Source organism: Frankia sp. R82 (genome assembly GCF_023716925.1).
In the GTDB taxonomy this organism is placed as follows: Bacteria; Actinomycetota; Actinomycetes; order Frankiales; family Frankiaceae; genus Frankia.
This window is the reverse complement of sequence record NZ_JAMQQG010000007.1, coordinates 24,349-39,402: the sequence shown is the minus strand read 5'-3', so window position 1 is coordinate 39,402 and position 15,054 is coordinate 24,349. Positions and strand designations below refer to the sequence as shown.

Genomic DNA, 15,054 nt, shown 5'->3' with positions numbered 1-15,054 from the left:
ACGGCGGCCCAGCCACCCACGCCCAACTCGGGAATCCGAACAGCGTGGCGCTCGACCACACCGGCACCCTCTACATCGCCGACGGGGGCAACCACCGGGTACGCCGGGTCGGCACCGACGGCCAATAGGGGCTGAGGCCGCCGAAGGGTCGGACCGGGGCACGGCGTGGCCGCACCCCGGTCGTGACGGTGTCCGGCCGGTGTTCTGCGCGGGTCTCGCTCGCCGGGATGGTCCGTGTCCGCCCCGGCCGGCGGCCTCGGCTGATCTACCGGCTGCTGGTCCACCGGGGCTGCCGTGGCGAGCAGAAGGGCTTCGTCGCCGCCGACTTCATCCGGTTGGTGACCGCCGCGCACCACCAGCTCAACGGGAAGATCATGGTGGTGTGGGACAACCTGCCCGGCCATCACGCCCACACCGTCCGCGCATTCGTCCACAGCCACGCGGACTGGCTATGCGTGTACTGGCTACCGCGGTCCGCCACCGGCGTGTGAGGAGGTGCTCAAACCCGCTTGCCCAATGGGTTGCGCGGGCCGTGCGCGAGCACTTTCCTCACATCGCTGTGCGGGTCTCGGCGCCGCCAGGCCTCGGCCAGCAGATGGCGAAGATCTTCGTGAGCCAGCCGGGGCGGCGCGTGAGGTCGAGCCCGTACCGGGAGGCGGACGGCCGACGGCCGGCCGCCGGTATCGCCGGACCCGACCCCCTTCCTACGGCCCGCGACTTCAAGCAACAGATGAAGGCCGCGGCCACATCGTAGGCGGTCTGACCTGAGGTTTCGCATTTTGGCAGGTTTGTTGGTCGCGCAACAGTCCGCAGGAGTTCGCTGTGTCAGTCTCGGGCTAGACGCGCGCATCGTCCCAGCCCGGAGGCGCCTTCTCGGCGCGGGCACACCCTCGCATCAAGATCAGGAAAACTCCTGGAGGAACAGCCCGAGTTAGCTGCCCGGTAGCTCCAGATCCTCCGACCGCGCGATAGCATGCCAGAAAGAACCTTGCCCGACAGATCCTGATCGGTCCTTGTCGACGCCTCTCCTGTCGGCGAGGATTCTTTGCTTAGCTACACGCCGACAAGCGGCCCGTCGTGACGAGTGCCACGAATGGCGGAGGTTTATATGGTCGACAAGGAGGCAATCTTCGATGCCATTGCCGAAACCCTTGGGCGCCGGCACCAGCTTTCTGACCTGAATCCTGCAGCCGGCACATTCGATCTTCATGGCGAGGGTCGATCTGTTCGCGTCACACTTACATTGAATCTTCTGGAAAGGTACTTCGATGAGCTAACCGAGAAAAACGTCATTGCACTTTTCTATACGCAGAGGGATGCGCGCGATGAAGCCCGATTGGAACACATCATCATGCAGATTGAGGAAAGTTTCGAGTCGGACATGTCCCTGTCGCTCGTTGAGCTCCGGCTCGAACGGTCAATAAAAGGCAAGATCTGTCTTGCCGAACGACGCGGCCCCAATCGGAGATCATTTCCGCCGGCAGGCCTGGACCTGGAGGGCATCTCTTGGACGGCTGACAGGCCTGACTCCTGAGGCACGTCGCGCGGCATCGATGGGGATGGGCCGGGCCGGGTTGAGTGTCAGGGTTGGCTGGGGTGCCGCTGGTGGCCTGACGGACGGTACTGCGGGACGCCTCAGGCGGCCCCCTGTCGGCCTCACTCTCCGTACCTGTCACCGGGTCGCGGAGCCTCCCGTCGTTGGCCCTGCTTCATCGCACCCTTTCGCGAGCGGTGGAAAACGGAGGCACGTCGGTCTCGTGTGACGCGCGGTTTGACGCGACGCCCCTGAGCTGGTCCGAGCATTTCGGTCAGGTCGCGACAGCCGAGCCGCTCCGCCCACTAGCGAGTGACTAAAGTCTCTTTCGTGCGACTCGTGGTGGCAGCCCAAGACGACGCGCCTGGCTGACTACGTCAATGCGCTGATGGCGGTGTACGCCACAGAGCGCGCGGCCAACGAGCTCGGCTGATCGCGGTCCGCCACCGGCGTGTGAGGAGGTGCTCAAACCCGCTTGCCCAATGGGTTGCGCGGGCCGTGCGCGAGCACTTTCCTCACATCGCTGTGCGGGTCTCGGCGCCGCCAGGCCTCGGCCAGCAGATGGCGAAGATCTTCGTGAGCCAGCCGGGGCGGCGCGTGAGGTCGAGCCCGTACCGGGAGGCGGACGGCCGACGGCCGGCCGCCGGTATCGCCCCCTCTGCGTCAGTCTCGGGTGAGACACCCGCTGGGCTCCAGCGGACTGGCCACGTTGGGTCGCCGTACCCGGCGTATGCACGGAGGTGCCTGGAAGATCCAGGGAAGCTAGGGACTCCGTGGCTGTTCCTTGGCGGGCTGCTGGCGCTGTCGACAGCCCATGCCGTCGTTAGATCCGCGTGCCACTGGCCGGTCATCGAGCCTTAAACGCCCGGCCGCCACCGGATTCGATCATTCGCCTGATTCCGGCGTACTCGAGCACCGCGTAGACCGCCACAACCATCGCTCCGATAATCATAAAGACGATACCAAAGGTGGTGAGCGATACCAGGTCGGCGACCGCCACCACCAGGCAACCGAGCCCGGACACGATGTTCAGACCGACGACGGCCCACCCGAGAACAGACGGAATCGTCGGCCTGGTCGCGACGAAGAAAAGTGCGGTCGCGCCGGCCAGCTGATAGAGCCCGAATCCGACCGAGAATGCGACCGGAATCCCGGTGGGAGATACCAGCAGGCTGCTGGCCGCGATCAGGACGACGCCCATCACCGCGGTACTACCGCTGTCGATGCGCAGGACAAGGCGCAGCAACCGGGCGGGGTCGTGCCGCTCGGTCGGGTCGGTCACAGGCGCCGTGCGAGTAGCCATCGCAGGTCTTCTCCTATTTCTGCGGCATGTGTTCGCTGGGAGCGACGAGCAGCATGGCAAGGTTCCGCAGGGGAATCCATGACCTCCCAGGTCAAGATTCGGTCATGGCTGGATACGTTGAGTACATGGAAGCTGGAGTCCCCTCGCCGTCCGGCCCCACCATCGGGGTTGGGCAGTTGCTGCGCACCTGGCGCCGGCGCAGGAAGCTGAGTCAACTCGATCTCGCCCTGATAGCCGGCACGTCGACTCGGCACCTGTCGTGCGTCGAGACCGGCCGGTCACGACCGAGTCGGGCGATGGTGCTGCGCCTGGCCGAATACCTGGACGTGCCGCTTCAGGAGCGCAACAACCTGCTGCTCGCTGCCGGATATGCGCCGGTATTCCAGGGGAGCTCGCTGGACAGCGACCAGATGATGATGGTCCGCGCGGCACTGAACGCTCTCCTCGCCGGCCACGAACCCTACCCAGCGACCGTGATCGACCAGAACTGGGACGTCGTAGAAAGCAATCGTGCCATGTCGGTGCTGTTGGCCAGCGTTCCGGCGCATCTGACGGATCCAGGAGCCAACGTGATGCGGCTCATCCTGCATCCCGACGGCCTGGCCTCACAATGCCTCAATTTTCCTGACGTGCGCGCGCACGCGATCGGCCGACTCCTCCACCAGGTCACCGCCACCGGCAACGCCGACCTGCGGGCGTTGTACGAGGAGGTGTCCGCCTACTCGCTACCGAGCGGAGAGGCAGCGCTACCGGTCCCGCCACCGGACCCGGCCTCCGCTGGAGTCGTCGTGCCGTTGCGGATACGCACGCCGTTCGGCGTCATGTCCATGTTCAGCATGATCGCTACGGTTGGTGCTCCGGCGGACATCACGCTCTCCGATTTGGCCGTCGAGTCGTTTCACCCATTGGACGAGTCGACGGCCCAGATCCTTCGTCGACTCGCCGAGTCGGCGTGACCTTCTGCCGTCTGTGTCGCCAGCCCGGCGCCAGCCGCCTTCTGAGTGCCCGTCCTGAATCTTGATCGCTTTCAGTTCTCGTGGGTCGTCCGTAGCGTCCAGCGGGAGACCGGGGTTCGCCGGGCGAGCTGGCGGACCATCGTGCGGATCATGGCCCAGTGCGCGAAGGCGGCAGAGCTGGCCGAGTCGCGTTCGTAGTCCCGGGCGAGGCGGCGATGTCCGGTGATCCACGCCAGGGCGCGTTCCACAACCCCGCGTTTCGGGAGCGGGTGGAAGCCTTTCTGCCCGTCCTTCTTCCGGACGATCTCGATGGTGGTCTTCACGACGGTGGAGGCCCAGGTGACGAACCGTCCGGCGAACCCGCCGTCTGCGAACAGAGACCGGCGGCTGGGGGTGGTGAAGTAGGGTCGACCAGCAGCTGGCGGGCGCCATCGTGGTCCTGACGGCTGGCCGGAACAACGAGCACCGTCAGCAGCAGTCCGAGGGTGTCCACGACGATGAACCGAGCCGGCGGATGTCCATGGACAAGGCCCCATTTTCCTTGCCCCGTGGATTCAGCGGTCAAATTAAAGAATTTCACCATGCCAGCGCGCCCCTTCCGGCTGTAGCGCACCTCACGATGCGGTGCCAGCGGCGTCTTGACCTCCTTCGCGATATTGCGTGCCACCAGGCCGAGCCTTAGGTTTCTGCGCCAGATCGGCCTCAGCCCGCCGGGTAGAAGAGGAACAGCGTGCAGCCGGTGGTCGTCGCGGGCACATGCCATGACCCGGCCGGGGCATGCAGGAACGTGCCGGCCGGATAGTCACGCGCGCCGTCGTGGAAAGTACCGGCGACCACATAGACCTCTTCCGGACCGGGCTCGTGGACATCGCGACGCGGCCAACAGGCGCCCGGGTCCATCTCCAGTAGACCCGCGTGCGCACCGGACGGCCCCCGCCACAGTGGACGCAGCCGGATACCGGGGAAAAGGTCGCGGACCGGGCAGTCGTCTGCCAAGACAGCGATGTAGCCCTCCTGGGCAAGAATCTGCGGATGCACACCCACCACGTTGACGTGCGCGGACGCGACACGACAGCGTCCGCAGGGACACGACCGGGTACTTTCCTGCCATGCATCGCGTGGTGGCCCTGGTGCGACCAGTGCAGTCGACATTCGAGCTCGGCTGCGCCGTCGAGGTCTTCGGCACGGCACGCCTCGGGGTGCCACAGCACTACGAGTTCGCGGTGTGCGCACAGACACCGGGCCCCGTGCCGACCACCGGCGGGTACACGATGACCGTGTCACAGGACCTATCGGCGCTCGAGGCCGCGAACACCGTGATCATCCCGGGCTGGCTGCCGGTGGAAACGCCGCTGTCCGCCGCGGTACGCGGCGCGCTGCTTGCGGCCCACGCACGTGGGGCGCGGTTGGTGACGATCTGCTCCGGGGTCTTCGCCCTTGCCCGTACCGGACTGCTGGACGGCCGCGCAGCCACCGCCCACCCCGCGCGCGCCGAACAGCTACGACGGGAGTTTCCCGGGATACCCGTGGAGCCCGACAGACCCTTCGTGGATCACGGTGACGTCGCCACCAGTGCCGGCGCAGGTGCGGGCATCGATCTGTGCCTGCACCTGGTCCGCCAGGACCACGGCGCCGCGCACGCCGCCCTTCTCTCGCGCCACATGGCGATGTCGCCCCACCAGGGCGGCCAGGCACGGTACCGGCCACCGCACGCCCCCAGGGACGAACTCGATGACCTGCTCGACTGGGCTGGCGCGCGCCTCGGCACACCGCTTTCGGTGAGCGACCTGGCCGCGCACCTCAGCGTCTCGCCCCGGACCCTGGCTCGCCGCTTCGCCGACCGGCTCGGAACCAGCCCGGGTGCGTGGCTGCTCTCCCGCCGGGTGAGCGCGGCGCGCACCTTGCTTGAGGAGACAGACCTGTCGGTCGAGGCGATCGCGGCCCGTGTCGGCCTCTGCTCTGCTGTCAATCTACGACGCCGTTTCCGCGCCCAGGTAGGAACGACTCCCAGTGCCCACCGGCGGGCGTTCCGGAACCCGTAACACCCACGACAGGAGCGAGATCTGTGCGGTTGGACGGCTGCGGGCGTCTACGGCCGAACCACCGGTGATCTCCTGGTCCACGAATGCAGGGTCTGGGTCCTTGCCGGTGCGCCAGCTCCCACCAGAAGGTTCGGCACCGTTCTGCCGAAAAACTGATCATTTCTGGCTGTCCTGAGGGCACCCTTCGCACCCACATCACCTGACCGCGGTTCGTGGTCGGCGGCACAGTCCGTAGCCAGCGATCCTGGTGATGTCGCTGCCGTCGACCCAGAACAGGATCCGCGCCTTCACCGGGCGTCCGTCGGGTCTTCCCGGACTTCGACGTGGAACGGTCGAAAGCCACGGCGCAAATAGTTCGGCAGGGCATGTGGATGGTCGAGCGTCGAGGTGTGCAGCCAGACTCGGCGCACTCCCCGCTGGCTCGGAAGCGGGATGCTCCACGCCGCTTCGGTGGTGAGGGTAAGGGCGTAACCACCGAACCCGGAGCCGACGAACTCGGGGACGAGCCCGAAGGTCGCTATTTCGACCTCGTCCGGCACATGGACCCTGACTTCGGCGATCCCGGCAACCTCGCCATCCCATCGGATGATCCACCAGTGGCGCCAGGGATCGGCCAGCCGGGCCGCCCACTGGCCGTCCGACCAGGTGAGGCTCGGCCAGCGGTGCGGCGAGCCCACCCGCAGTGTCGCGGAACGGACCAGCGGTGAGCCGGGCTGGAGTAGCTCGAAGGCCACCAGGGGATTCACCGGTGCGGGACGTAGCTGACAGCGCGAGGTCATCTCGACATATGTGATCATCTCGCGCGGATCCGGCTGCGGGTCGACGGCGGTTATCGCAGATCCTTTCGTAGCCGGCCAGAACTGCCGATCCGGCAGCACCAGCCATCGAGCATGTGCGGGTGGCCGCCCTCTCACCGGCAATCACCCAGCCGGACATGGCTGCCAACCACGAACAGAACACCGGATGGCAAGGGGCAGGTGCGAGCTGCACCCACGAGATCGCCGGCCGGCGGAGTTTCGTGGAAGCCTAAACTGATCGTGTGATCGAGATCGGGAGTCGGCGTCGAAATCAGCCAGCACCACCGCATGTGATCTTCGAGGCGCTCACCGAGCCCGATCGTGACCCGGCTCGCCCCTGGCTGATTCTGCTCGGCGACGAACAACGACCCCAGGTGTTGTCTGCCGCGTCCCCCACCTGGCTGGTCTGGTCGTCGCTGTGGCCACGTAGGCCGGACGCGACCGTCCACTTCCACCTCCCGCGCAGCCAGGACAGCGGCACAGATCTGCGCTGGACGTTGTACGTGGACGAGCCGGTCCCGGACCAGAGCAACTCCGGCCACCTGCGCAAGCGCCTGAACCAGCTGATCAATGCCAATCTGCGTTACACGTTCGGCCAGTAGCGTCCAGCTGCGTATGCCCGTTCCATTTCGGCAGTGCACATGTCAGGAGCCACCTATCCCGGTCCCGGCCAGCTCGATACCGCCATGTACGCGCTGCTGCACGAGCACCGGATCAACCTGGTTGTCACGGCGGGTTACCTGAAGAAGATCGGACCCCGGACGCAGGAACTGACGCAGCCTCGCTGACACTCGCCGGTACCGGAATCGACTCGCTCACGGTGGCGCTCCTTCGCTGACACCCCACGACCACGACCATCTCCACAACCGTCAGCGCGGTCTGCGAGGCTTCGCCGGCCGACACCAGCCGCCCAAGGTGCCACCCGACTGCCGAACGTGCACCATTGCACCCTGCAGGCCGGCCTTTCCCAGGCCGAGGTCGCCCTCGGGTGACCCGTCCGCGAGCCCGCCGGCCGGCTGTGCCTGCAGCTTGCCCTGGCGGTCCGCAGAATTCCCGCTGACCACGCCCCGGTAAACCTGTGACGGTCCACCATAGCGGCGGGAACAGCCGCAGCAGGCGGTTTCCGCCGCTATGGTGGGCGCCGGAAACCGCCGGAAAACGTCAGACCACGTCGGTGAGAATCCTGGCGTCAGCGGGCAGCAGCGCGCCGGCGCTCAGAGCGCTGGCCACGGCGCTTTTCCACTTCTGCACGAAGTCCTGGTGTGTCGGATAGAGGGCGGAAAGCCTGCCGGGTGTCAGCGGATGCGTCTGCCCAAAGAAGATGCAGAAATCCAGTGTCGATTTGACCGGCAGGCCGCTGAGGGTGGCGACCGGAGCATCGACGGCCGGCGTGCGAACTCCGCCCAGGACGTTACCATCGGCATCGAGTGAGAAGACCGGCTGCGACCCTGACGTGTCGACCGTGAGCGGCGGCATGTGCGGCGGCTCGGTACCGGTCCGTACCCAGACGGCGAGATCGTGCAGGGCGGTCTGGTAGACGTAGTGGTGCTGGCTGGTGTTCAGATTTCCCGAGCAGCTCAGCTTGAGCGGTCCCGACTGCAGGGTCACGTTCAGACCGGACGGTGGGGAGCTCATCGACGCGAACTGGGCAAGATCGGAACCCCAGCCGGTGTCGTCGTTGGTCGACTGCACCGCGACATAGGTGTCGACGTGTGCTGTGCCGGCCACCTCCCATAGTCGCAACCGACCAGTGTCCGGCTGCCTTGCCGGGAGGAAGTGCATGATTCCCAGCACGTCGGTCTCGGTCTGCAGCTCGAACACCGGTACCGCCAGGTCATCCCTGATCCGCGTCCCCGACGGCGCGCTGATCCTGGTCTGCGGCGACTGGGAAAGCGCCAACGGGGTGCCGGCCCGGCTGTGGATGAGGTAGCCATCGAAGACGTTGGCCGTCGGCGCGACGGCATTGACGTAGGTGGTGAGGGCGGTCGCGGACTGCGACTGGCCGTCGCCGAGGATCACTGTGGGAGCCAGCCCGGGCAACAGGGTCGCCGTGCGGGCGCGCACCGCCATGCCGGCCTGGGAGAAGATGTCGTAGGCGAAGCTGTCACCCGGGTGTACCAGCGTGCCGTAGCGGTCGGGGTCCCCTTTCTTCAGCTGGTTGACGCCGCCCTCCTGCGCCGAGACACCGACATAGACATCGCCGTTACGGACGATCTCGTCGTGACCGTACGCCCAGTCCGGACTCGCGTCCTGGCCGGAGGTGACGTTGAACCATTCGACCACGACGTTTCCGCTGAACTTCGCCGGGTCGGTCGGCTGCAGGACGGTCAGCCGGGACCGGTAGGCCGCGGACGCCCCGGGCTGCACCTTCCACTTACCGTCCGAGGCGAGTGCGGTCGCGGAAGAATATGCCCTGGCGGTCCCGGAGAAGAAAAATTCTGATTCCGCGTAGCCGATTTTGTCCAACGGGTAGCTGGCGTAGTCCGTCTGGCGTGGATTCGCAATGGGACCTTGTATGGTCGGCACGACGGCGGTGGGTGCGGGATGCGATAAATGATTTTCCGCCGCCGCCGACACCGCTGACGGTGGGCCTCCCGGCGCACAGGCACCGACCATGACCAAGCCTATCGCGACTGCTGCCGCGGCCGCGGCAGAACGCATTCGGGACATCAGTTCTCCCTGCATCAGAATCCAATGATCCACCGCGGACATCGGATATTACCGACGGGTAGACGGTTTCTACCGTGATGCCGGTCTCTGCGTCAATGGCACGAAGGTCTGATGCCGGAACGAGGGTCCGAACAAATGACGGTGCGCGGTGAGCGAAAAACTCGCGATATGCCCGGAACCAAGAATCCGCGTACCGAAACGGTAGTGGGCGGGACCGGAACGCGACTGCTGGCGGCTGCGTACTGGGGCGCGATGGTCCCGACCCGGCTTTGGCCGAGCCCGACGCGGTCGCGGCCCGGTCAGCCAGCAGAAGCAGCATCATCCGCCGAGCGTTCACCACCCACGAGCACTGACCACCGACGGCCAGCAGGAAGCCAGGAAAGCGAGCATCCCGACGCCTTCCCACTCTGGTAGAACTCTCCGTACCGGCGGCCATCACCCTCTGCGGGAGGAGCCCGACGTGTCGTGGTCCGACCCCGGGAGAAACGGCGAGGCTGTGCGATGGTTGACCGCGGCGGCCGAGCCGGCCGTGCTCATGGTCGACATCGCCAGTTTCCGCCAGGAGGTTCTTGCCGGCGCCGGAATCTCGACTCCGGCCCCGCTGCGCCCTGGCCATCCGCACCCGATGCAGCCCTGGTCACACCAGAATCAGGCCTGGTGGGAGTGCCTGCGGGGTGGCCTCGTCCGGCCTTGGCGGCCGGGCGGCACAACGTGACGCCAGCACCGATGGCTTCCAGTGGCAGTTACCCGCGGTCGACACGATCCGCGCGGGCCCAACGAGAGGACCACTGATGGGCGAGTTCCTGGTCGACCTGTTCTCCCTGCAGGGACGCACTGCGGTGGTGACCGGGGCGACGTCCGGGATCGGGCGGGCCATCGCGGTCGCGCTCGGGCGGGCGGGGGCGCGGGTGGTCGCGCTGGGCCGCCGGGACGATGCGCTGGCAGCCGTGGTGGCGGAGCTTCGAGACGCAGGTGACGACGCGGAGGGATTTTCCTGCGATCTGGCGGATCGTGCGCAGCTGCGCCGGGCGGCCGAGCGTGCGGCCGAGCCGTTCGGGGAGCCGGACATTCTCGTCACCTCGGCGGGCGTGAACCTGCGACCGCCGTTCGACGACCTGACCGACGACGAGTGGGATCTCACGATGGCCGTGAACCTCGACGCGCCTTTTCTGCTGGGCCGCCGGTACGGTCCGGCAATGGCGGACCGTGGTTGGGGAAGGATCATCAATCTGGCGTCGCAGCAGACGATCCGGGCGTTCGGGAACAGCGGGGCGTACGGGGTGTCCAAGGCGGGTGTCGCGGCGCTGACCAGATCGCAGGCCGAGGCCTGGTCGAAAAACGGCGTGTGCTGCAACGCGATCGCACCCGGGTTCGTCCGCACACCGATGACCGCGGCCGTCTTCGAGGACCCTCGACGGGCCGAGGCGCTGGCCGCCCGCACGATGATCGGGCGCAACGGTGAACTCTCGGACTTCGCGGGCGCCGCCGTCTTCCTCGCCGGCCCGGCCGCCGCCTACGTCACCGGCCAGACCCTGTTCGTCGACGGCGGCTTCTCCGTCACCTGACCGGTCCACCACCCGACCCGGCCGAGCCGATCATCTGGCCGGTCTGATCACCTGACCGGAGGAACTGGCACTCCTGGCCACTTCTAAGCTATAGCACGGTGGGGGGCTTGCCGCAAGACCCAGTGGATGCCGCAGAATCGCCAGCCGTGGCTGGTGCCCGTGGCCACGCGGGCGCCGGGCCCGCGCGCAGTGGTCGTGCGCGACCTTCGACCGAAAGCTGGAGCTGACGCTGTTGAACTCCCTCACCACCAGCGCGTTCGACCTTCCCGAGCATCTCGCGGCCAAGGCCGACGAGGGCCTGGTGGGTGACGACGATCGGCACTTCGCCGCGATCGCGGCCACCCTCGAACGGCAGATCGCCGAGCTCACCGAGCGTCTCGTCGCGGCACGGCGCGGTCCCGGCGGCAAGGGCCAGGCGGCGATGGATCGCGACCTGGAGGTGCATCGCCTCACCGCCCGCCTGGGCACCCTGAGCCGCTTCGGCCTGGACCTGTGCCTCGGCCGGATGGTCCGCGCCGACGTCGGCGCGGGGGCCGAGAGCGACGGCGCCGGCGCGCTCGACGACACCGACGATCCCGGGCAGGACGGGCCGGTCTACATCGGGCGGCTCGGTCTGCTCGACAGTGCGGGGCGGCGGTTGCTGCTCGACTGGCGCTCCCCCGCGGCCGAGCCGTTCTTCGGCGCGACCCACGCCAACCCGATGGGGCTGGCGAGCCGGCGCCGCTACCGCTGGACCCTCGGCCGGATCACCGACTACTGGGAGGAGGTCTTCACCGCGGACGTCATCGACGGGGACGGCGCACTCAAGGGACACGCCGCGCTCGACGACCAGTCCGCCTTCATCGCGAGCCTCGGCGCCAGCCGCTCGCCCCGGATGCGGGACGTGCTGGGCACCATCCAGGCCGACCAGGACGCGATCATCCGGGCCGGGTCGCGCGGCGCGCTCGTCGTGGACGGCGGCCCCGGGACCGGCAAGACCGTCGTGGCGCTGCACCGCGCCGCCTACCTGCTCTACTCCGACCCGCGGCTGCGCCAGCGCCAGCGCGGCGGGGTGCTGGTCGTCGGCCCGCACCAGCCCTACCTCGGCTACACCGCCGACGTCCTGCCGAGCCTTGGCGAAGAGGGCGTGCAGACCTGCACCCTGCGCGACCTCGTCCCCGAGAGCGCCGGCGTTCCCGAAAGCGCCGGCATCCCTGATGTGACCGACGACGGGACCGACGACGGGACCGACGACGGGACCGACGACGGACTGGTGAAGCGGCTGAAGGCGTCGGCACGGTGGGTGGAGGCGATGGACGGTGCCGCCACCTTCTACGAGGAACCGCCGACCGTCACGCTGACGATCTCGACCCCGTGGTCGGATGTCCGGCTCACCGCCGATGACTGGGCGCAGGGGTTCGACGCGGCGCAGGCCGGTGTTCCGCACAACGAGGCACGCGACCAGGTCCTCGAGGAGCTGCTCACCGTCCTCGCGGAGAAGTTCGCCGACGTCCGGATCGGCGACCCGGACGGTGACGGCTACGAGGAGATTCCCGCCCCTGCGCTGCGGGCGGCGCTGCTGCGTGACCGGGGGTTTCGCACCGCGTTCGCGCGGGCCTGGCCGCTGCTCGACGCGCCCGACATCGTCGCCGACCTGTGGTCCGTGCCCGCCTACCTGCACAGGTGCGCGCCGTGGCTGAGCCGGCAGGAGGTCGCGGCACTGCAGCGCGCCGACGCCCGGGCGTGGACGAGCGCCGACCTGCCGTTGCTCGACCTGGCCCGTCAGCGACTCGGTGATCCGCAGGCCGCCCGGCGGCGCCGGGAGCAGGCGTCCGCCGCCGCGGCCGAGCAGGAACGGATGTCCCATGTCGTCGACGGCCTGCTCGCCGCCGAGGACGACTTCGAGGGGGTGGCGACCATGCTGATGGGCCAGGACATGCGCGATGCCCTGGTCGACGCCGACGCGCTGCCCCGCACCGACGCCGACCTGCTCGCCGGGCCGTTCGCGCACATCGTCGTCGACGAGGCGCAGGAACTCACCGACGTGCAGTGGCAGATGCTGCTCGCCCGTTGCCCGTCGCGCAGTTTCACCGTCGTCGGCGACCGGGCCCAGGCCCGCAACGGCTTCACCGAGTCGTGGCAACAACGCCTGGGACGGGTCGGGTTCGACGAGATCCGGCTGGCCGGTCTGAGCATCAACTACCGGACGCCGCAGGAGGTGATGGCCCAGGCCGAACCGGTGATCCGCGCCGCGCTGCCCGACGCCAACGTGCCGACGTCCATCCGGGCCAGCGGCCTGCCCGTCACCCGGGCCGCCGTGGCCGAGCTGGAGCCGATGCTGGCCGGCTGGCTGGACGAACACGCCGAGGGCACCGCCTGCGTGATCGGCGCCGCCGGTTTCCAGCCCTCGCCGCAGGTGCGGGCGTTCCCGCGCGTCCAGGTACTGACGCCGACTCTGGCGAAGGGCCTCGAGTTCGACCTGGTGATGCTGGTCGATCCGGACAGCTTCGGCGATGGCATCACCGGCGCCGTCGACCGCTATGTCGCGATGACCCGCGCCACCCGCCAGCTGGTGCTGCTCACCTCCACCTGAGCCGGCCGGCCGAGCTCGCCGCGCTGGTTGTGACGGGTTCTGACGAGTACTGACGCCGAGCACCCGAAAGCCGAACGGCCGTCCGCGGCTTCCTCACCGGCAGGAGGCCACGGGCGGCCGGCACACGGCCGGTTCAGGCGCGTGGCGATGCCCGGCGTCGGGGTGGTTCAGAGCGCCGGTTCGGACCGGGCGGCCTGTACGACGCGGACGACGTCGTTGATCGAGGAGAGGGTGAAGACGTCCTGGTCGTCGATCTCGATACCGTAGGTGCGCTCGACGCGCGAGATCATGACGAGGACCTTCACCGAGTCCGCACCTTCGGCACCACGCAGGTCGGAGTCGGGTGCAAGGCGGTCGAGCGGGATGCCGATCTCACGGTGCACGATCTCGGTGACGGTACGGAGAATCTCGTCGCGGGACGCGGGCGCGGTCGTCATGACACTCCTTCGGGCACAGGCGTCTCGGCCACGGCCAGGTCGGCCATGGCGTGCCGGATGGCCGAGTTGCGGCTCAGGTCGAGGCCGACGGCCGTCCCGAGCATCCGCCGGAGCTTGGCCTGCAGCCTGTCCAGCGCGTCGGGCGGGGAGATCTGGAGGTAGACGTCGATGACGTCGTCGACGGTCTCGTAGCCCCGCATCTGTTCCACCCGCTGGTGCTTGTAGACGCCCACGGGGTGGTTGAGCCGGGCGCTCGTCACATAGAAGTGGATGCGCTCCAGCACGGACTTCAGCTCGTGCGGGTGCTGCGCCAGGCGGCGCTTGAGATAGTAGAGAAACTCGCGGGCGTGCCCGGCCTCGTCCCGGCTCGCCCGCAGGAAGAGGTCAGCCAGAACCGGCTCCTGCACCCATTCCGACAGTGCCCGGTAGACGGTGTTGACAATGATTTCGGAAATAACGTTCGTGGTCAGCGTCGCGCTCGGGGTGACGCCGGCCTCGTACGGTTCACGCAGCGCCTCGATCCTCGCCTGGTCGATGTGGACGTCGACGCCCCGCAGCCAGGCCCGGAACGCGTAGTGGTGCTGGAGCTCCTGATAGGCCCAGACGGCCACGAAGGCCGAGCAGTCGTAGTCGTCGTCGAACTCGCTGAGAAAGCCGTGCAGGCCGGGAAGCGAGGTGGCCTCACCCATCACCACACCCTTGACCAGGGGGATGTAGGCGGGCTGGACGAGCTCGCGATGAATGTTGCCGAGGTCGAGGTCGGAAACCTTCCACTGCAGGCGCTCATAATGCGTGAATACTTCGAAGCTGTGGGCCGTTTCCGGAATGGCGGTCGGCATGGGAGATTCCCTCCTGGGTATTTCCTCGCAGCCCGTTCCGCCCATACCGTAAACGGGCAGCCACCCACCGACAACCAGTGATCCACACTTCGCAATCGCACAATCCGCATCCGCTATCCCGCGGCATCCCACGGCCCCATCCGGCCCGCACCGAGCCGCACCCCACAGGCACATCAGCGCTTCCAGCTCACCCACGCGGACCGGCCGACGGGGTCCTGGCCGGCCGGTCCGCCGGCCATGCATGTTCCTGGCCAGCGGACCGGCCCGCCGTGGGCCGACGTGGGACGCCGCCCAGGTGGCCGTGGCGGCGTCGATCCGCGTGCCTGGCAACGCCCGCCC

Annotated in this window: 15 protein-coding genes and 1 pseudogene; 9 read left to right on the top strand and 7 right to left on the bottom strand. The window is 67.9% G+C overall.

Features of this window, described 5'->3' with window-relative positions; all coding sequences use genetic code 11:
• Positions 1–44 precede the first annotated feature (44 nt).
• The 3 genes from ND747_RS03020 (at position 45) to ND747_RS03010 (ending at position 1,534) form a co-directional block, all read left to right on the top strand.
• Positions 45–128 (top strand): hypothetical protein, encoded by an 84-nt coding sequence (locus tag ND747_RS03020; RefSeq protein ID WP_251731616.1) that lies wholly within the window; start codon positions 45–47, stop codon positions 126–128.
• Between the two features lie 3 nt (positions 129–131).
• On the top strand, positions 132–491 hold the full coding sequence (locus tag ND747_RS03015; RefSeq protein WP_285899897.1) for a transposase: 360 nt from the start codon (positions 132–134) through the stop codon (positions 489–491).
• 617 nt (positions 492–1,108) lie between these two features.
• The gene (locus ND747_RS03010; protein ID WP_251731576.1) at positions 1,109–1,534 is read left to right on the top strand and encodes a hypothetical protein; all 426 of its coding nucleotides are present in this window, start codon (positions 1,109–1,111) and stop codon (positions 1,532–1,534) included.
• Positions 1,535–2,381: 847 nt separating this feature from the next.
• Here the strand turns inward: ND747_RS03010 and ND747_RS03005 are convergent.
• Positions 2,382–2,816 carry a hypothetical protein gene (locus tag ND747_RS03005; protein ID WP_251731574.1) on the bottom strand — a complete coding sequence of 145 codons (435 nt, stop codon included), beginning with the start codon at positions 2,814–2,816 and terminating at the stop codon, positions 2,382–2,384.
• Between the two features lie 125 nt (positions 2,817–2,941).
• Here ND747_RS03005 and ND747_RS03000 point away from each other — a divergent pair, with 125 nt between their 5' ends.
• A complete protein-coding gene (locus ND747_RS03000) occupies positions 2,942–3,793 on the top strand; it encodes a helix-turn-helix domain-containing protein (RefSeq protein ID WP_251731573.1) in 852 nt (283 codons plus the stop codon).
• 71 nt (positions 3,794–3,864) lie between these two features.
• On the opposite strand, the pseudogene ND747_RS02995 reads toward ND747_RS03000, so the two are convergent.
• Positions 3,865–4,298, bottom strand: a pseudogene (locus ND747_RS02995) (transposase); the annotation flags it as partial.
• A gap of 197 nt (positions 4,299–4,495) precedes the next feature.
• Positions 4,496–4,831, bottom strand: a complete 336-nt coding sequence (locus ND747_RS02990) for a cupin domain-containing protein (protein WP_251731571.1) — start codon at positions 4,829–4,831, stop codon at positions 4,496–4,498.
• Between the two features lie 71 nt (positions 4,832–4,902).
• Here ND747_RS02990 and ND747_RS02985 point away from each other — a divergent pair, with 71 nt between their 5' ends.
• Complete coding sequence (locus ND747_RS02985; RefSeq protein WP_285899889.1) at positions 4,903–5,835, top strand: helix-turn-helix domain-containing protein; 933 nt, start codon at positions 4,903–4,905, stop codon at positions 5,833–5,835.
• 287 nt (positions 5,836–6,122) lie between these two features.
• Here ND747_RS02985 and ND747_RS02980 read toward each other — a convergent pair whose 3' ends face one another.
• Positions 6,123–6,632: a GNAT family N-acetyltransferase gene (locus ND747_RS02980; protein WP_251731568.1), complete on the bottom strand. Its 510-nt coding sequence runs from the start codon at positions 6,630–6,632 to the stop codon at positions 6,123–6,125.
• Between the two features lie 242 nt (positions 6,633–6,874).
• Here ND747_RS02980 and ND747_RS02975 point away from each other — a divergent pair, with 242 nt between their 5' ends.
• Together ND747_RS02975 and ND747_RS02970 are read left to right on the top strand one after the other, a co-directional pair.
• Positions 6,875–7,234, top strand: a complete 360-nt coding sequence (locus ND747_RS02975; protein WP_251731566.1) for a hypothetical protein — start codon at positions 6,875–6,877, stop codon at positions 7,232–7,234.
• A 39-nt stretch (positions 7,235–7,273) separates the two neighbouring features.
• Positions 7,274–7,420 carry a hypothetical protein gene (locus ND747_RS02970; RefSeq protein WP_251731564.1) on the top strand — a complete coding sequence of 49 codons (147 nt, stop codon included), beginning with the start codon at positions 7,274–7,276 and terminating at the stop codon, positions 7,418–7,420.
• A 373-nt stretch (positions 7,421–7,793) separates the two neighbouring features.
• On the opposite strand, the gene ND747_RS02965 is transcribed toward ND747_RS02970, so the two are convergent.
• Positions 7,794–9,158, bottom strand: a complete 1,365-nt coding sequence (locus ND747_RS02965; RefSeq protein ID WP_251731562.1) for an alpha/beta hydrolase domain-containing protein — start codon at positions 9,156–9,158, stop codon at positions 7,794–7,796.
• A 935-nt stretch (positions 9,159–10,093) separates the two neighbouring features.
• On the opposite strand from ND747_RS02965, the gene ND747_RS02960 reads away from it, so the two are divergent.
• Together ND747_RS02960 and helR are read left to right on the top strand one after the other, a co-directional pair.
• Positions 10,094–10,867 carry an SDR family NAD(P)-dependent oxidoreductase gene (locus tag ND747_RS02960; protein WP_251731560.1) on the top strand — a complete coding sequence of 258 codons (774 nt, stop codon included), beginning with the start codon at positions 10,094–10,096 and terminating at the stop codon, positions 10,865–10,867.
• 232 nt (positions 10,868–11,099) lie between these two features.
• Positions 11,100–13,439 (top strand): RNA polymerase recycling motor ATPase HelR, encoded by a 2,340-nt coding sequence (gene helR / locus ND747_RS02955; protein ID WP_251731558.1) that lies wholly within the window; start codon positions 11,100–11,102, stop codon positions 13,437–13,439.
• A gap of 167 nt (positions 13,440–13,606) precedes the next feature.
• Here helR and ND747_RS02950 read toward each other — a convergent pair whose 3' ends face one another.
• On the bottom strand, positions 13,607–13,876 hold the full coding sequence (locus ND747_RS02950) for an acyl carrier protein (RefSeq protein ID WP_251731557.1): 270 nt from the start codon (positions 13,874–13,876) through the stop codon (positions 13,607–13,609).
• Complete coding sequence (locus tag ND747_RS02945; protein ID WP_251731555.1) at positions 13,873–14,715, bottom strand: ferritin-like domain-containing protein; 843 nt, start codon at positions 14,713–14,715, stop codon at positions 13,873–13,875. Before ND747_RS02945 ends, ND747_RS02950 begins: the two co-directional genes overlap by 4 nt.
• Positions 14,716–15,054: the final 339 nt, after the last annotated feature.